Here is a 15,347-nt window from a genome sequence, read left to right on the forward strand (position 1 = left end):
TAATCCGGTACGAGGTTATACGCCCTGGCTGACAGAGCTCATATTGAAATCCGGCACCCGCAGGGCCGGCATCGCGGCCCTGGTGAACCAGTCGCTCCACTCCCTCGGCAGCGTCTTCTCCGTCCGCCCGGCCTCGGTGGCCCGCCCCAGCAGCCCCACCGGCGACTCGTTGAAGCGGAAGTTGTTCACCTCGCCCGTCACCTCGCCGTTCTCGACCAGGTAGACGCCGTCCCGGGTCAGCCCCGTCAGCAGCAGCGTCGCCGGATCGACCTCGCGGATGTACCACAGGCAGGTCAGCAGCAGCCCCCGCTCGGTGTCCGCGACCATCTCGTCCAGGGAGCGGTCCTCGCCCCCGTCCAGGATCAGGTTGTCGATGCCCGGCGCCACGGGCAGCCCGGTCAGACCCGCGCTGTGGCGGCTGGTCGTCAGGTGCCGCAGCTCGCCCTCGCGCATCCACTCGGTGGCCGCGAGCGGCAGCCCGTTGTCGAACACCGACTGGTCGCCCCCGGAGGAGTGCGCGATCACGAACGGCGCCGTCTGCAGGCCCGGCGCGTGCGGGTCGCTGCGCAGGGTGAGCGGCAGGTCGGTGAGCTTCTCGCCGACCCGCGTGCCCCCGCCCGGCTTGGAGAAGACCGTGCGGCCCTCCACCGCGTCCCGGCCCGACGCCGACCACATCTGGTAGATCAGCAGATCCGCCACCGCCGTCGGCGGCAGCAGCGTCTCGTACCGTCCCGCGGGCAGCTCCACGCGCCGCTCGGCCCAGCCGAGGCGTACGGCCAGCTCCGCGTCCATGGCGGCCGGGTCGACGTCCCTGAAGTCCCGCGTGGACCGCCCGGCCCAGGCGGACCGGGTCCGGTCGGGCGACTTGGCGTTCAGCTCCAGCGTCCCGTTCGGCTGGTCGTGCCGCAGCCGCAGCCCCGTGGAGGTGCCCAGGTACGACGAGACCAGCTCGTGGTGGGCGAAGCCGTACAGCTCCCGGCCGCCCGCACGCGCGCGTGCGAAGGCCTCACCGAGGGCCGGCGCGAAGTCGGCGAACACGGCCGAGGAGGTCTCCGCGGGCGCCTGCGTGAACTCCGGCGACCCGTCCACGCCCGTGACCAGCGGCTGCGCGTCCTCGGCGGGACCGGCGGCGTCCGCGGCGGCCTCCGCGGCCCGCACCAGGGGCTCCAGCTCGTCGGCGGTCACGGCGGACCGGGACACGACCCCCGAGGCCGTGCCCTCCTTGCCGTCGACCGTGGCGACCACGGTGAGGGTGCGCCCGCGCGTGACGCCGTTGGTGGTCAGGGCGTTGCCCGCCCAGCGCAGATTGGCGGACGAGTGCTCGTCGGCGATGACGACGCAGCCGTCCGCCCGGGACAGTTCGAGGGCGCGCTCCACGACCTCGTGCGGCTTGCTGACACGCCCGCTCATCGACCGGCCTCCTGCGTGGTGTTCAGAATGTTGACGCCCTTGAACAGGGCGGACGGACAGCCGTGCGACACGGCGGCGACCTGGCCGGGCTGGGCCTTGCCGCAGTTGAAGGCACCGCCCAGCACATACGTCTGGGGACCGCCCACCGCGGCCATCGAGCCCCAGAAGTCGGTGGTGGTCGCCTGGTAGGCCACGTCGCGCAGCTGCCCGGCCAGCCGCCCGTTCTCGATGCGGTAGAAGCGCTGCCCGGTGAACTGGAAGTTGTAGCGCTGCATGTCGATCGACCAGGACCGGTCCCCGACGACGTAGATGCCGCGCTCCACGCCCCCGATCAGGTCCTCGGTCGACATCCCGGCCGGGTCCGGCCGCAGCGACACGTTCGCCATGCGCTGCACCGGCACGTGCCCGGGGGAGTCGGCGAAGGCGCAGCCGTTGGACCGATCGAAACCGGTCAGCTTCGCGATCCGCCGGTCCAGCTGGTAGCCCACGAGCGTGCCGTTCCTGACCAGGTCCCAGGACTGGCCCTCCACGCCCTCGTCGTCGTAGCCGACGGTGGCCAGGCCGTGCTCGGCGGTGCGGTCGCCGGTGACGTTCATCAGCTCCGAGCCGTAGCGCAGCTTGCCCAGCTGGTCGAAGGTGGCGAAGGAGGTGCCGGCGTAGGCGGCCTCGTAGCCGAGCGCCCGGTCGAGTTCGGTGGCGTGGCCGATGGACTCGTGGATGGTCAGCCACAGGTTGGACGGGTCGACGACCAGGTCGTACAGGCCCGGTTCGACGCTCGGGGCGCGCATCTTCTCGGCGAGCAGCTCCGGGATCCGCTCCAGCTCGCCCTCCCAGTCCCAGCCGGTGCCCCGCAGGTACTCCCAGCCGCGTCCGACGGGCGGGGCGAGGGTGCGCATCGAGTCGAACTCGCCGCTGGACTCGTCGACCGCCACGGCGTTGAACACCGGGTGCAGCCGTACCCGCTGCTGCGTGGTGACGGTCCCGGCCGTGTCCGCGTAGAACTTGTTCTCGTGGACGGTGAGCAGCGAGGCGTCGACGTGGTCGACCCCGCGCGCCGCGAGCAGCCGCGCGCTCCAGTCCGCGATCAGCCCGGCCTTCTCCTCGTCCGGCACGGTGAACGGATCGACCTCGTACGAGGAGATCCACGTCTTGTCGGCGTGCACCGGTTCGTCGGCCAGCTCCACGCGCTCTTCGGAACCTGCCGCCTTGATCACCTGCGCGGACAGCTTCGCCATGGCCACCGCCTGCCCGGCGACCCGGGCGGCGGCGTCCATGGTGAGGTCGACGCCGGACGCGAAGCCCCAGGTGCCGCCGTGCACCACCCGCACCGCGTACCCGAGGTCGGTGGTGTCCGACGACCCGGCGGGCCGGGCGTCCCGGAACCGCCAGGAGGCGCTGCGCACCCGCTCGAACCGGAAGTCCGCGTGCTCGGCGCCCAGCGCACGCGCGCGTGCGAGGGCCGCGTCGGCGAGGGCGCGTAGGGGGAGGGCCGTGAAGGCCTCGTCGATGGTATGAGGCACCGCCGTCTCTTTCTGTCGAGGTGACCGTGGTTGCCGTTCTTGGTGACTGCTCCGATCATGTCGCCCATCCCGCGCGCGGGCCACGACTTTCCGTGCCGATCGACGCGTCCTTCTGTAGGGACCCGACAGTGAGTCCCCTACGCCACTGTCGGTGCCCGATTGTCCGCGGGCGTGCCGGGACCGATAGGTTTTCGAGGAAGCCGCCTGTCATCGCCGCCTGTCGTCCAGGCGCCCGGGCGGGGTATCAGACCGCTACCGAAAGGGTGATCCGTTGAGCCGCTCGGTTCTCGTCACCGGAGGCAACCGGGGCATCGGCCTCGCCATCGCCCGCGCTTTCGCCGATGCCGGCGACAAGGTCGCCATCACGTACCGCTCGGGCGAGCCGCCCGCCGCCCTGACAGACCTGGGCTGCCTGGCGGTCAAGTGCGACATCACCGACGCCGAGCAGGTGGAGCAGGCCTACAAGGAGATCGAGGAGGCCCACGGCCCCGTCGAGATCCTCGTCGCCAACGCCGGCATCACCAAGGACCAGCTCCTGATGCGCATGTCCGAGGAGGACTTCACCTCGGTCGTCGACACCAACCTCACCGGCACCTTCCGCGTCGTCAAGCGCGCCAACCGCGGCATGCTGCGCGCCAAGAAGGGCCGCGTCGTCCTCATCTCCTCGGTCGTCGGGCTGCTCGGCTCCGCGGGGCAGGCGAACTACGCCGCCTCCAAGGCCGCCCTGGTCGGCTTCGCGCGGTCCCTCGCCCGGGAGCTGGGCTCGCGCAACATCACCTTCAACGTCGTCGCACCCGGCTTCGTCGACACCGACATGACCAAGGTGCTCACCGACGAGCAGCGCTCCGGCATCGTGTCGCAGGTGCCGCTCGGCCGGTACGCCCAGCCGGAGGAGATCGCAGCGGCCGTGCGGTTCCTCGCCTCGGACGACGCCTCGTACATCACTGGAGCCGTCATCCCGGTTGACGGCGGACTGGGAATGGGTCACTGATCACCATGAGCGGAATTCTCGAGGGCAAGCGCGTCCTGATCACCGGTGTGCTGATGGAGTCCTCCATCGCCTTCCACACCGCCAAGCTGGCCCAGGAGCAGGGTGCCGAGATCATCCTGACCGCGTTCCCGCGGCCCACGCTGACCGAGCGCATCGCCAGGAAGCTGCCCAAGCCCACCAAGGTCATCGAGCTCGACGTCACGAACGACGAGCACCTCGGACGCCTGGCCGACATCGTCGGCGAGGAGCTCGGCGGCCTCGACGGCGTCGTCCACTCCATCGGCTTCGCCCCGCAGGACGCCCTCGGCGGCAACTTCCTCAACACGCCGTTCGAGTCGGTCGCCACGGCCATGCACGTCTCGGCGTACTCCCTGAAGTCGCTGACCATGGCCTGCCTGCCGCTGATGCAGAACGGCGGCTCGGTCGTCGGCCTCACCTTCGACGCGCAGTTCGCCTGGCCGCAGTACGACTGGATGGGCCCGGCGAAGGCCGCCCTGGAGGCCACCAGCCGCTACATGGCCCGTGACCTGGGCAAGCAGAACATCCGCTGCAACCTCATCTCGGCGGGCCCGATCGGCTCCATGGCCGCCAAGTCCATCCCGGGCTTCGGCGAGCTGGCGTCCGTCTGGGACTCCCGTTCCCCGCTGGAGTGGGACCTGAAGGACCCGGAGCCGGCCGGTCGCGGCGTCGTCGCCCTGCTGAGCGACTGGTTCCCGAAGACCACCGGCGAGATCATCCACGTGGACGGCGGTCTGCACGCCATCGGCGCCTGACCCTCCCGGCACGGAACTCCCCGTACGCACCTTCCCGTACGCACCGGACGCCCCGTTCCCCGCACGCGCGGGGGAGCGGGGCGTCACCCGTTCGGCGCAGCAGGCCGGGCGGGCCGGGCCGCGACCGGGCAGTCTGGGAGACGCGTTTCACCACGCGAGCCCCTCCCCAGCACGGCCGAGGAGGTCCCCTTGTGCGCTTGTCCCGCCGAACGGCCTCACTGTCCCTCGCCGCCGTCGCTCTCGTGGTGACCCTGGCGTACGAGGCGGTGCCCCACGCGCGCGTGCCCGCCGGCGACGAGGAGTCGGCGGAGCCGTTCGGGGCCGCCTGCCGCATCCGGGTCACCAGCTCCACGGTGACGGCGTACTGCCACAACCCGTATCCGGAGACCGACCGCGTGAGCCTGCACGTCGAGTGCGCCCGCTGGTGGGACCTCGACACCGACAGCGCGCCGGTGGCGACCGCGCCCGCACAGACCGTGCGGCTGACCGGGCGCTGCTGGAAGGAGGTCGACGAGGTGTGGATCAGCCACCGGAAGGGGAGCTGATCCCGCCCAGGCGGCACAGGAACGGATAGCGCGCGGCCTCCGCCGCCGCCCGCTCCGCGTCGCCCGCGCGGATCGCGTCGAGCAGCCGTCCGTGATCCATGTGCGTCTCCGGCGTCAGCTCCTCGCCGACGTCCTCGCGCAGCCAGTCCCGCAGCACCTCGCCCAGGTCCGCGTACATGGCCGTCATCACGTCGTTGTGGGAGGCGGACACCACGGCCAGGTGGAAGGTCGCGTCGGCGGTCACGAACGCCTCCTTCTCACCCGACTCCCAGGCCTCCTCGCGCCGCAGCAGCAGCGCGTCGAGCTGCTTGAGGTCCTTCTCCGTGCGCCGCTCGGCGGCCAGCCGGGCGGCAGCGGACTCCAGCGTGGAGCGCAGCTCGGCGATGTGCCGGGGATCGGCGTCGGCGAACCGCCGCTGCATCACGCCCGCCAGCTCGCTCGTCGCCACGACGTACGTGCCCGAGCCCTGGCGGATGTCCAGCAGGCCGTTGTGCGAGAGGGCGCGGACGGCCTCACGGACGGTGTTGCGGGCGACACCGAGCTGCTCGACCAGTTCCGGCTCCGTCGGGATGCGAGAGCCGACCGGCCACTCGCCCGAGGTGATCTGGGCCCGCAGCGCGGCGATGACCTGCTCGGACAGGGCCGAACGTCGGGGATGGCTCAGGGGCATGGCTCACCTTCGCACGAACGGCGGCCCGGCGGGCGTCCGGGGGCCGGACAGGAGTGGACAGTCAATCATCCCATGATTCTATGATGGGCCTCATGGCTCGTGAGGAAACCCGGACGACGACGCGGACATCACCCCGGACGACGACGGTCCCCAAGGTGCGCAGTTCTGCCGCGCACGGCAGCGAGGGACCGGGCGGTGCGTCCCCGCGCGCGTGGACGATGCGGCTGCTCGTCGCGGGCATCGTGCTGTCCGCGCTGAACCTCCGCCCGGCCATCACCAGCCTCGGCGCCCTGCTGGAGGAGGTCCGCGACGGGCTCGGCATGAGCGGCAGCGTGGCCGGACTGCTCACATCCGTCCCACCGCTGTGTTTCGCCGTCTTCGGCGTCATGGCCCCGCGGCTCGCCCGCCGCTTCGGCGCCGGCGCGGTGGTGTGCGCCGGCATGGCCGCCATCGCCACCGGCCTGCTGCTGCGGCCGTACACCGGCGGCACGGCAGGCTTCCTGGCCGCCAGCGCCCTGGCGCTCATGGGCATCGCGGTCAGCAACGTCCTGATGCCGGTCATCGTCAAACACTGGTTCCCCGACCGCGTCGGTTCCATGACCGGCCTCTACTCCATGGCCCTCGCGCTCGGCACGGCCCTCGCGGCGGCGGTCACCGTGCCCCTCACCGACGCGCTCGGCGGCAGCTGGCAGTCGGGCCTGGCCCTGTGGGCGGCGCTGGCCGTGGCGGCGGTCCTGCCGTGGCTGCCGTTCGTCCGGGGCCGCGCGAGGATGCCCGGGGCGGGGGACAGGCCCGCGGAGCCGGCATCCGGCGGCGCGGCACCGGCACAGGCCGCCGACGGCCCCGGCACGCATGCTGCCGGCGCCGTGGAAGCCCGCGGTGCCTCCGCGGTGGAAGCTCGTGGTGCCTCCGCCGGGCCCGACGGGGCGCGCGCGGTTGCGGCGCCATTGCGGATCACCCGCAGCCGTACCGCCTGGGCCCTGGCCGTCTTCTTCGGCCTCCAGGCCACCGCCGCCTACATCACGATGGGCTGGATGGCGCAGATCTTCCGGGACGCCGGTGTCCCCGCCGGGACCGCGGGGCTGCTGCTGGCGGTCACCATGGTCATGGGCGTGCCCCTGGCCTTCGTGATACCCCGCCTGGCCACGCGGCTGCCGCACCAGGGCCCGATCGTGCTCGCCCTGGGCGTCTGCGGCCTCGCCGGCTACGCCGGGCTGTACCTCGCGCCCGCCGCCGGTGCCTGGGCCTGGGCCGTGCTGCTCGGCATCGCCAACTGCGCCTTCCCGCTCGCCCTGACCATGGTCGGCATGCGGGCGAAGACCGGGCCGGGCGTGGCCCAGCTGTCGGCGTTCGCGCAGAGCACCGGCTACCTGATCTCCATCCCCGGACCCCTCCTGGTCGGCGTCCTGTACCAGCACAGCGGCGGCTGGGGCCTGCCGATCGCGCTGATGAGCGCTTTGATGATCCCGCAGATGGTGGTCGGCGTCCTGGCCGGCCGGGACCGCACCGTGGAGGACGAGGCGGGCCGCTGAGCCGCCGGGGCCCGACCCCGGGGCGCGCGGCACACCGGGCGGGTGCGAGACTTGCCCCATGCCAGTGCTCGACCCGAATCCCCAGCACGGTCAGAAGAAGATGCTGCTCGTGTTCGGCGCCTTCTTCGCGATCTTCATCGTCATCGCCGTCATCGCGTCCATCGCCTCGCCCTGATCCGGCGCCCGCACCCCCGGGTGGGGCTAGCCCCCCTGTCCCCTAGGGGGTGAGGCTCAGGGTCAAGTGGGTGGATCACCGGATGGGTTGGCGTCCGCGGATTCCGTAGCTTCGAGATGTGACCACGCCAGGCGGGTCACCGACCACTCGAAGAGCGGAGGCAGACATGTCGGCTCCTGTGCACACCCGGCCCCACCCGGCGACCCGGGCCGGTGCCGACGGCCGTCTGCCCTGGTGGGCCCTCGCCCTGCCCGCGCTCGCCTTCACGGCCCTGCTCCTGCTGATCCTGCACCCGTCCGACGCGCACGCGGCCGCGGGTGATCCCGCGATCACCCACCTCGTCGAGCGGATCCAGCAGCTGACGGCCCGCTGAGCACGGCCGGAGCCGGTGGTCAACTCCCTGCGCCCTGTGGCGTGTTTCATGCGAAGCTGGATCTCATGAGCGTCGCAGAACCCCGCAGGATTGTCCTCTTCCGCCATGCGAAAGCCGACTGGCCGCAGGTGACCGATCACGAGCGTCCGCTCGCCGACCGGGGCCGTATGGACGCGGCGGAGGCCGGGCGCAGGCTCGCCGACACCGGCATCGCCTTCGACCTGGCCCTGTGCTCCACGGCGGTCCGCACCCGGGAGACCTGGAAGCTGGCCGTCCAGGAGTTCCCACAGCGGCCGAAAACCGTCTACGAGGAGCGGATCTACGAGGCCTCGCCGGGTGAGCTGATCGCCGTGCTCAACGAGACCCCCGACGACGCGCAGGACCTCCTCATGATCGGCCACAACCCGGGCATCCAGGGCCTCGCCGACGTCCTGGCGGGCTCGGCCGAGGGCGACGCCCGTGAGCGGATGGCCCGCCGCGGGTTCCCTGCCGCCGCCTTCGCCGTGCTGTCGTTCACGGGCTCGTGGAAGAGCCTGGAGCCGGGCGTGGCCACGCTGCGGGACTACTGGGCACCGGCCGAGTGACCACCCGCTCCGCGTGAGCGGGACGGCCCGACCGGTGTGACCTCCGTGGGTACGAGCCCGGCGCCCGACCGGCGCCGCCCCCTCCCGGACGGGTCCGGGAGGGGGCGGAAAGGCCAGGGCCAGTACGGACGGGATCCGGAGGTTCGGTTCGGTCTATACGGGCGGTTCGGGCTGTTCAGGCGGTGTCGACCGTGTCCGCCGCCTCGACCTCTTCGCGCGTGATGCCCAGCAGGTACAGCACCGTGTCGAGGAAGGGGAAGTTCACCGCGGCGTGCGCGGCCTCGCGCACCACCGGCTTGGCGTTGAAGGCCACCCCCAGACCGGCCGCGTTCAGCATGTCCAGGTCGTTCGCGCCGTCACCGATCGCCACCGTCTGCGACAGCGGCACGCCCGCCTCGGCCGCGAACCGGCGCAGCAGCCGCGCCTTGCCCGCGCGGTCGACGATCTCGCCGGTCACCTTGCCCGTGAGCCGGCCGTCGACGATCTCCAGCGTGTTGGCCTGGGCGAAGTCCAGCCCCAGCCGCTCCTTCAGGTCGTCCGTGACCTGCGTGAAACCGCCCGAGACCACGCCCACTTGGTAGCCCAGCCGCTTCAGCGTGCGGATCAGCGTGCGCGCGCCCGGCGTCAGACGCACCTCGCTGCGCACCTTGTCCACGACGGAGGCGTCCAGGCCCTCCAGCAGCGCCACACGCGCGTGCAGGGACTGCTCGAAGTCCAGCTCCCCGCGCATCGCGGCCGCCGTCACCTCGGCGACCTTGTCCTCGCAGCCGGCGTGCGCGGCGAACAGCTCGATGACCTCGTCCTGGATGAGCGTCGAGTCGACGTCCATGACGACCAGGCGCTGCGCGCGCCGGTAGAGGCCGGCGGCGACCACCGCCACGTCGATGCCGAGCTTCGCCGCGTCGGTCACCAGGGCGGTGCGCAGCGGCTCGGTCTCCACGCCGGAGACGGCGAACTCGACCGCGGTCACGGGGTACTTGGCGAGGCGGAAGATTCGGTCGATGTTGCCGCCGGTCTTGGTGATCCGGGCGGCGATCGCCGCGGTGGCCTCCGCGGTGAGCGGGTGCCCGAGGACGGTGACCAGGGAGCGGCCCAGGCCGCGCGGCCGGTTGTCGCCGAGGCCGGAGATGATCTCCGCCTGCATCTTCATCGACTCGGCCCAGCTGTGGACGGTCGCCCGCAGGCCTCCCTCCAGGCCGGGGGGCGGCTCGGTCACGAGCGCGCACAGCACCATGCGGCCACGGGTGACGACCTGCTCGATGTCGACGACGTCGACGGAGTAGGCGGCGAGGGTGTCGAAGAGGCCGGCCGTGATGCCGGGCCTGTCCTTGCCGAAGATCTTGACCAGCAGGGTGGGGACGTCGGCGGGGACGTCGGCAGGAACATCGGAAGACGAGGTCTGCGAAGCGCTCATGGTGGTTCCACCGTATCCGGCAGGTGCCTCGCACCGCCCCTGAGGTCCGCCTGGCGGACAGCGAACAGTGGGTGTCAGCCGGGTGGCGTGGACCTTGCGTACGAGGGCCGGGAGGCGCGGGCCGGAGCCGTGGACCGGCGGGCCTCACCGGCCGCCGCGTGGTGTGCGCGGCGGTGGCGGAGGGGGCGGCGGGGGCGGAGGCCACTCGTCCGGCCGGGAGGGCGGACCGTTCCCGTTCCCCGGCCCGCGAGACTGCCGGGGCCCGCGCGGGGGCGGCCCGACGGGCCGGACGACCGTGGGGGCGCCGTAGATGTCGCCCTCGTCTGGGTCCTCGTCCGGGGCGAGGGAGTCGTCCTCCGGGGCGGCGGACCGGCCTTCCGAGGCGGAGGACCGGCCCTCCGGGGTGGCCGAGGCGGCGGAGTGGGCCCCTGGAGTACCGGAGGGATCTGGCGGCGTACCGGAGGGATCCTGTGGGGTGGCGGAGGGGCCCTGCGGGGTGGCGGAGGAGTCCCTCCGGGGAGCGGAGTGGTCACCTGGCCGAGCGTCCTCCGGCTCCCGCAGTTCGTCGGGGACGCGCAGGTAGGGGTTGGTGGCCGGGTTCGGCGGACGGTAGGGCACCCCCGGCGCGTAGGGCCCGGACTCCTCGCCGTGCGCCGCCGCCTCACGGCCGGCTGTGCCAGGTCCCCCGGGACGCCCGGCGTCGTGCCTCGGGGGAGAGGTGCTTCCCCGGGATCCCGTCCACCCTGCCCCCGCCTGACCGCCCTCCGGCCCGGACGGCCCGGCGCCCTCGCGGTACCCCTGGGGCGTCACACCGGCCCAGGGTCCCGCCGCACCACCACCGGCCCCCGGGCCTCCCGCACCACCTGCTCCCGGCCCCGCCCCTGGCCCTTCCTCAGACCGTCCCCCAGGCCCGAGCCGCCCGGCGCCCCTGTCGTACCCCGGCCACGCCCCACCGCCCACGCGCCCCGCCGGCCCAGGACCCGTGCCGCCCCCGTCATACGCCCCCGCGAAGCCACCCGCCGCCTCCGAAACGGACCCTGACACCGACCCTGACACCGACCCTGACACCGACCCTGCCCCCGACCCAGGCCCGTCACCCTCTCCACGCCCCCGGCCCTCCGCGGCCAGTGCCAGGGCGGTGGCCGATCGTCCCGCCACCCCGAAGGCCCAGGCCAGCAAGGCCCCCGCGCCTCCGGCACCCGCGCCCCACACCGCGCCCAGGAGCAGGGCCATGCCGAGGTGGCCGTGCAGGTCGAGGCCCGCGCCGAACGCGTCGAAGCCGAGGACGGACAGGGACGCGGTGACGGACACGTCCGTGAGCCAGGCCAGCAGCGGCAGGGCGAGCCCGGTCGCCGCCCCCAGCCGCAGCGCGCACCGGCCCGCGAAGGCGAAAGCCCCCGAGGCCCTCAGCGCCCCCGATCCGCCGGACGCGCCCAACCCGACCGGCAAGCCCGACCCGACCGACCCGCCCCGCACCGCCCGCGCCCGCACAACCGGCGTCCGCACCGCCGTCAGCACCCCGCCCAGCAGCATCATCAGTGCCGCCGCCACCCCGAGCAGCCAGACCCGTTGGTCCAGCTCGGCCAGTCGTCCCAGCGTCACCGGCCGGTCCGTGCCGGAGCCGAGCAGGTCGTCCAGGGGGTCCGGCAGGAAGCGGGTCAGCTCACCCGTGGCCCGGCCGTCCCACGGCACGAACAGGCCCAGCGGGACGCCCAGCCACACCCCGTTCGGCGCCCCGAGCAGCGCCGCCCCGGCGACGCGGCGCGGATGGTCGTCGCCGGCCGCCGCGTACGCCGCCGCCGCGAGCCCCGCCGCCACGGCCACCAGCAGCACGGTCACCACCGCGGACGCCGCCGGCCGCACGACCCGGTGCACGGCCTCCCAGCCCGGCGGCAGGGGAGTACGGCGGGACGCCAGCAGGGCGATGGCGAGGATCCCGGCAGACCACCCGAGCCCGCCGAGCAGCGTCGGCGCCGTGTCCACCGTGAAGCCCACGGCCGCCTGCGCGTCGACCAGCTCACCGAGCCGGTCCGGCAGCAGCCCTCCGATGTCCCCGAGCCCCGGGACCTCGATGCCCCCGCCTCCCCCGGGCATGTCGTCCAGACCCAGCGACCCGCCGTCGATCGTGATCACATCGTGTCCCGCCCAGGCCAGCCCGCCCAGCATGGCCACGAACAGCGCGACCACCGCGCCCGCACGCGCGAGGAGTTCGGCCGGTGCGATCACAACTCCCGCCGCCCGCAAGGACCGCAGGAAGAACCACGACAGCAGCACCGCGCCGACCAGGCTGACGCCCAGTGGCGTGATCTCGATGGCTGTGTCCGCCTCCGCGCCCGTCAGGCCGAACGCCGACACGTCACCGGACGGCGTGACCGACCCACCCGCCGCGAGCGCCACCACCGCCGCGGTCATCGGCCCCAACGAGCCCGCCGCGTCCGCCTCCAGCAGCCGCAGGCCCAGCGCGGCCGTCCCGGCCATCCCGATCAACGCCCAGCTCACCGCGGCGACGGCGGACATCAGCACGTCCCCCCACGGCACGCGCGCACCGTCCCTCGCCGACTCCGCACCTGTCGCAGCACCCATGGCAGACCCCCCGATCCGCTACGCGGCGGAACACCGCGCATGTCCCCCTCGCGTCGAAATACCACTCTCCGGTCCGTTTTCAACCCCGTCAACGGAATCGGCCGACGCGTCCGCGTGCGCTCATCACAAGGCCCGACTTTCGGTCAGGGGGCCGCTCCTGAAATAGTTCCCCCCGATGTTCGACATCCCTAGACTCCCCATGTCGGGGGTAACTCGGGGGACAACTCAGTGGGGCATGGAGTGCCGGAACTCGTACTGGAATCAAACGGACGTACCTGGACGCTCGATCCGTCCAGGGCATACACCCTCGGACGTGATCCGCAGGGGGACGTCGTCTTCGACGACGCCAGGGTCTCCTGGCGTCACGCCACGGTCAGCTTCAACGGCCGCAGTTGGGTCATCGAGGACCACGGCAGCACCAACGGCACGTTCGTGCAGGGGCAGCGCATCCACCAGATGGAGCTCGGCCCCGGCTCGGCGGTCAACCTGGGCAACGCGACCGACGGCCCGCGCCTGAACCTGTCCGGCGCCGCGGCCTCCGTCGCCACGCCGCAGGCCCAGCCCCAGCAGCAGCCGTACGCGGCGCAGGGCGCGAACCCCGGCTGGGGGCAGCAGGCTCCCGCCCAGCAGACGCCGCACCAGCAGCAGGCCCCGCAGGCCGGCTGGCAGCAGCCGCAGCAGCCCGCGGCGCACATCCCGCAGCAGCAGGGCTCCGGTGGTGTCGCGGGGGCACCGCCGGTCTACGGCGACCGCAGCCCGACCACGTTCCACCAGTTCTCCCTCGGCCGCGTGATGCGCATCGGCCGTGCCCTGGAGAACGAGCTGGTCGTCTCCGACCTCCAGGTCTCGCGGCACCACGCCGAGTTCCACGCCACGCCCGACGGGCGCATGGAGATCCGTGACCTCGGCTCGCACAACGGCACGTACGTCAACGGTCAGCCGATCGCCAAGGGCGGCACGCAGCTGCTGGGCCCGACGGACATCGTCGGCGTCGGCCACTCGACGTTCCGGATCGTCGGCGACCGGCTGGAGGAGTTCGTCGACACCGGTGAGGTGTCCTTCTCCGCCCGCCACCTGACCGTCACGGTCGACGGCGGCAAGCAGATCCTCAAGGACGTCTCCTTCGGCGTCCCGGAGAAGTCGCTGATCGCGGTCATCGGCCCGTCCGGCTCCGGCAAGTCCACCCTGCTCAAGGCGCTCACCGGCTACCGGCCCGCCAACCAGGGCGAGGTGCTCTACGACAACCGCAACCTCTACAAGCAGTTCGCCGAGCTGCGCCAGCGCATCGGTCTGGTCCCGCAGGACGACATCCTGCACAAGGAGCTGACCGTCAAGAAGGCCCTCAAGTACGCGGCCAAGCTGCGCTTTCCCGCCGACACCACGGCGGCCGAGCGCGAGGCCCGCATCGACGAGGTGCTGCGCGAGCTCAAGCTCGACATCCACAAGGACAAGAAGGTCACGTCCCTGTCCGGCGGTCAGCGCAAGCGCGTCTCGGTCGCCCTGGAGCTGCTGACCAAGCCGTCGCTGATCTTCCTGGACGAGCCGACCTCCGGCCTCGACCCGGGCATGGACCGCGACGTCATGCAGCTGCTGCGCGGCCTCGCCGACGACGGCCGCACGGTCCTCGTCGTCACGCACTCCGTGGCCGAGCTGGCCCTGTGCGACAAGCTGCTGGTGATGGCGCCGGGCGGCTCGGTGGCCTACTTCGGGCCGCCGGAGGAGGCGCTGAACTTCTTCGGCTACGACACCTGGGCCGACGTCTTCTCCGCCTTCGAGAACTACCGCGACTACGACTGGGCGGGCCGCTGGAAGGGCTCGCAGCACTACCAGATGTACGCCGCGGACCTGGACGCGGTGGCGCCGCAGTCCGTACAGGTTCCGCCCATGCAGGCGATGAAGCCGCCGAAGCCGCAGGGCTGGATGTCGCAGTTCGTCACGCTCGTCCGGCGCTATGTCTCGGTGATCGCGTCCGACAAGGGCTTCCTGGCCCTGATGGTGATCCTGCCGGCCGTGCTCGGCGCGGTGAGCCTGCTCATCGACGCGGACAAGGGCCTTCTGCCGAACCCGGCCAACCCGCAGACCGGCCGGATCATCCCGAACGGCACGGCCACCACGGTGCTGCTGATCCTCGCGGTCGGCGCCTGCTTCGCCGGTGCGGCCAACTCGGTCCGCGAGCTGATCAAGGAACGGGTCATCTACGAGCGGGAGCGCGCCACCGGCCTGTCCCGCTCGGCCTACCTGATGTCGAAGGTGTTCGTGCTCGGCATGATCACCGTGCTGCAGGGTCTGCTGGTCGGCGTCATCGGCTTCTCCAGCCGGGAGATCCCCGAGGAGGGGCTCGTCTTCGGCGGCGCCACCCTGCTGGAGCTGTCCGTGCCGATCATGGCGCTGGGCTTCACGTCCATGATGTTCGGCCTGATCATCTCGTCGCTGGTGAAGACCGCCGAGAAGACCATGCCGCTGCTGGTGATGTTCGCGATCATCCAGGTCGTCTTCACCGGCTGCCTGTTCACGCTGCACGGCTCGATCGGCGTCAACCAGTTCTCGTTCCTGATGCCGTCGCGCTGGGCGGTCGCCGCCTCCGGTGCCACGCTGGACTTCAACAAGATCAGCCCGCCCGAGACGGCCGGGGACACCGACCCGCTGTGGGAGCACACGGTCGGGGCCTGGGTCATGGACATGGGCGCGCTGCTGGCGCTCGGCGTGATCTGCGGCTTCTTCGTGGCCCGCTTCCTGCGCCGCCACGAGCCCGAGGTCATGCGCAAGTAGTCACCACC

The 15,347-nt window shown here is 72.4% G+C and carries 12 protein-coding genes and 1 pseudogene; 8 read left to right on the top strand and 5 right to left on the bottom strand.

The genetic code is table 11. The features are described from left to right. Positions 1-15: 15 nt before the first annotated feature. Complete coding sequence (locus CHR28_RS28105) at positions 16-1,410, bottom strand: metallopeptidase TldD-related protein (protein ID WP_094056495.1); 1,395 nt, start codon at positions 1,408-1,410, stop codon at positions 16-18. Next, on the bottom strand, positions 1,407-2,930 hold the full coding sequence (locus tag CHR28_RS28110) for a TldD/PmbA family protein (RefSeq protein WP_094056496.1): 1,524 nt from the start codon (positions 2,928-2,930) through the stop codon (positions 1,407-1,409). Before CHR28_RS28110 ends, CHR28_RS28105 begins: the two co-directional genes overlap by 4 nt. A gap of 271 nt (positions 2,931-3,201) precedes the next feature. Here CHR28_RS28110 and fabG point away from each other — a divergent pair, with 271 nt between their 5' ends. The 3 genes from fabG to CHR28_RS28125 all read left to right on the top strand — a co-directional run bounded on the left by fabG (position 3,202) and on the right by CHR28_RS28125 (position 5,239). Further along, the gene (gene fabG, locus CHR28_RS28115; RefSeq protein ID WP_094056497.1) at positions 3,202-3,921 is read left to right on the top strand and encodes a 3-oxoacyl-[acyl-carrier-protein] reductase; all 720 of its coding nucleotides are present in this window, start codon (positions 3,202-3,204) and stop codon (positions 3,919-3,921) included. 5 nt (positions 3,922-3,926) lie between these two features. Next, entirely contained in the window at positions 3,927-4,694 is a 768-nt protein-coding gene (gene fabI / locus CHR28_RS28120) for an enoyl-ACP reductase FabI (protein ID WP_094056498.1), read from the top strand. Between the two features lie 191 nt (positions 4,695-4,885). Beyond that, the gene (locus CHR28_RS28125) at positions 4,886-5,239 is read left to right on the top strand and encodes a hypothetical protein (RefSeq protein WP_094056499.1); all 354 of its coding nucleotides are present in this window, start codon (positions 4,886-4,888) and stop codon (positions 5,237-5,239) included. Here CHR28_RS28125 and CHR28_RS28130 read toward each other — a convergent pair. Then, a complete protein-coding gene (locus CHR28_RS28130; protein ID WP_094056500.1) occupies positions 5,217-5,909 on the bottom strand; it encodes a FadR/GntR family transcriptional regulator in 693 nt (230 codons plus the stop codon). The two genes, CHR28_RS28125 and CHR28_RS28130, sit on opposite strands and share 23 nt — an antisense overlap. A 92-nt stretch (positions 5,910-6,001) precedes the next feature. On the opposite strand from CHR28_RS28130, the gene CHR28_RS28135 reads away from it, so the two are divergent. From CHR28_RS28135 to CHR28_RS28150, 4 genes are all read left to right on the top strand, one after another. After that, complete coding sequence (locus CHR28_RS28135; RefSeq protein ID WP_373453393.1) at positions 6,002-7,441, top strand: CynX/NimT family MFS transporter; 1,440 nt, start codon at positions 6,002-6,004, stop codon at positions 7,439-7,441. Between the two features lie 58 nt (positions 7,442-7,499). Continuing rightward, the gene (locus tag CHR28_RS38550; RefSeq protein WP_094056502.1) at positions 7,500-7,616 is read left to right on the top strand and encodes an SGM_5486 family transporter-associated protein; all 117 of its coding nucleotides are present in this window, start codon (positions 7,500-7,502) and stop codon (positions 7,614-7,616) included. Positions 7,617-7,782: 166 nt separating this feature from the next. Further along, a complete protein-coding gene (locus CHR28_RS28145; protein ID WP_094056503.1) occupies positions 7,783-7,989 on the top strand; it encodes a hypothetical protein in 207 nt (68 codons plus the stop codon). A 65-nt stretch (positions 7,990-8,054) separates the two neighbouring features. Further along, positions 8,055-8,573 (top strand): SixA phosphatase family protein, encoded by a 519-nt coding sequence (locus CHR28_RS28150; protein ID WP_094056504.1) that lies wholly within the window; start codon positions 8,055-8,057, stop codon positions 8,571-8,573. A gap of 175 nt (positions 8,574-8,748) precedes the next feature. Here the strand turns inward: CHR28_RS28150 and serB are convergent, their stop codons facing one another. After that, entirely contained in the window at positions 8,749-9,987 is a 1,239-nt protein-coding gene (gene serB, locus CHR28_RS28155; RefSeq protein ID WP_094056505.1) for a phosphoserine phosphatase SerB, read from the bottom strand. Between the two features lie 582 nt (positions 9,988-10,569). After that, positions 10,570-12,570, bottom strand: a pseudogene (locus CHR28_RS38555) (streptophobe family protein); the annotation flags it as partial. Between the two features lie 240 nt (positions 12,571-12,810). Here CHR28_RS38555 and CHR28_RS28170 point away from each other — a divergent pair. Beyond that, entirely contained in the window at positions 12,811-15,339 is a 2,529-nt protein-coding gene (locus CHR28_RS28170) for an FHA domain-containing protein (RefSeq protein ID WP_179272589.1), read from the top strand. The last annotated feature ends 8 nt before the right edge of the window (positions 15,340-15,347 follow it).

The sequence above is a fragment of the Streptomyces sp. XY006 genome (genome assembly GCF_002237655.1).
GTDB classification, from domain to species: domain Bacteria; phylum Actinomycetota; class Actinomycetes; order Streptomycetales; family Streptomycetaceae; genus Streptomyces; species Streptomyces levis.

Bases quoted from the DNA above. Each gene is read 5' to 3' on its own strand.
- CHR28_RS28135 (WP_373453393.1), top strand. From the start codon at position 6,002: ATGGCTCGTGAGGAAACCCGGACGACGACGCGGACATCACCCCGGACG.
- CHR28_RS28130 (WP_094056500.1), bottom strand. From the start codon at position 5,909: ATGCCCCTGAGCCATCCCCGACGTTCGGCCCTGTCCGAGCAGGTCATC.
- CHR28_RS28150 (WP_094056504.1), top strand. From the start codon at position 8,055: ATGAGCGTCGCAGAACCCCGCAGGATTGTCCTCTTCCGCCATGCGAAA.
- serB (WP_094056505.1), bottom strand. From the start codon at position 9,987: ATGAGCGCTTCGCAGACCTCGTCTTCCGATGTTCCTGCCGACGTCCCC.
- CHR28_RS28105 (WP_094056495.1), bottom strand. From the start codon at position 1,410: ATGAGCGGGCGTGTCAGCAAGCCGCACGAGGTCGTGGAGCGCGCCCTC.
- CHR28_RS38550 (WP_094056502.1), top strand. From the start codon at position 7,500: ATGCCAGTGCTCGACCCGAATCCCCAGCACGGTCAGAAGAAGATGCTG.
- CHR28_RS28145 (WP_094056503.1), top strand. From the start codon at position 7,783: ATGTCGGCTCCTGTGCACACCCGGCCCCACCCGGCGACCCGGGCCGGT.
- fabI (WP_094056498.1), top strand. From the start codon at position 3,927: ATGAGCGGAATTCTCGAGGGCAAGCGCGTCCTGATCACCGGTGTGCTG.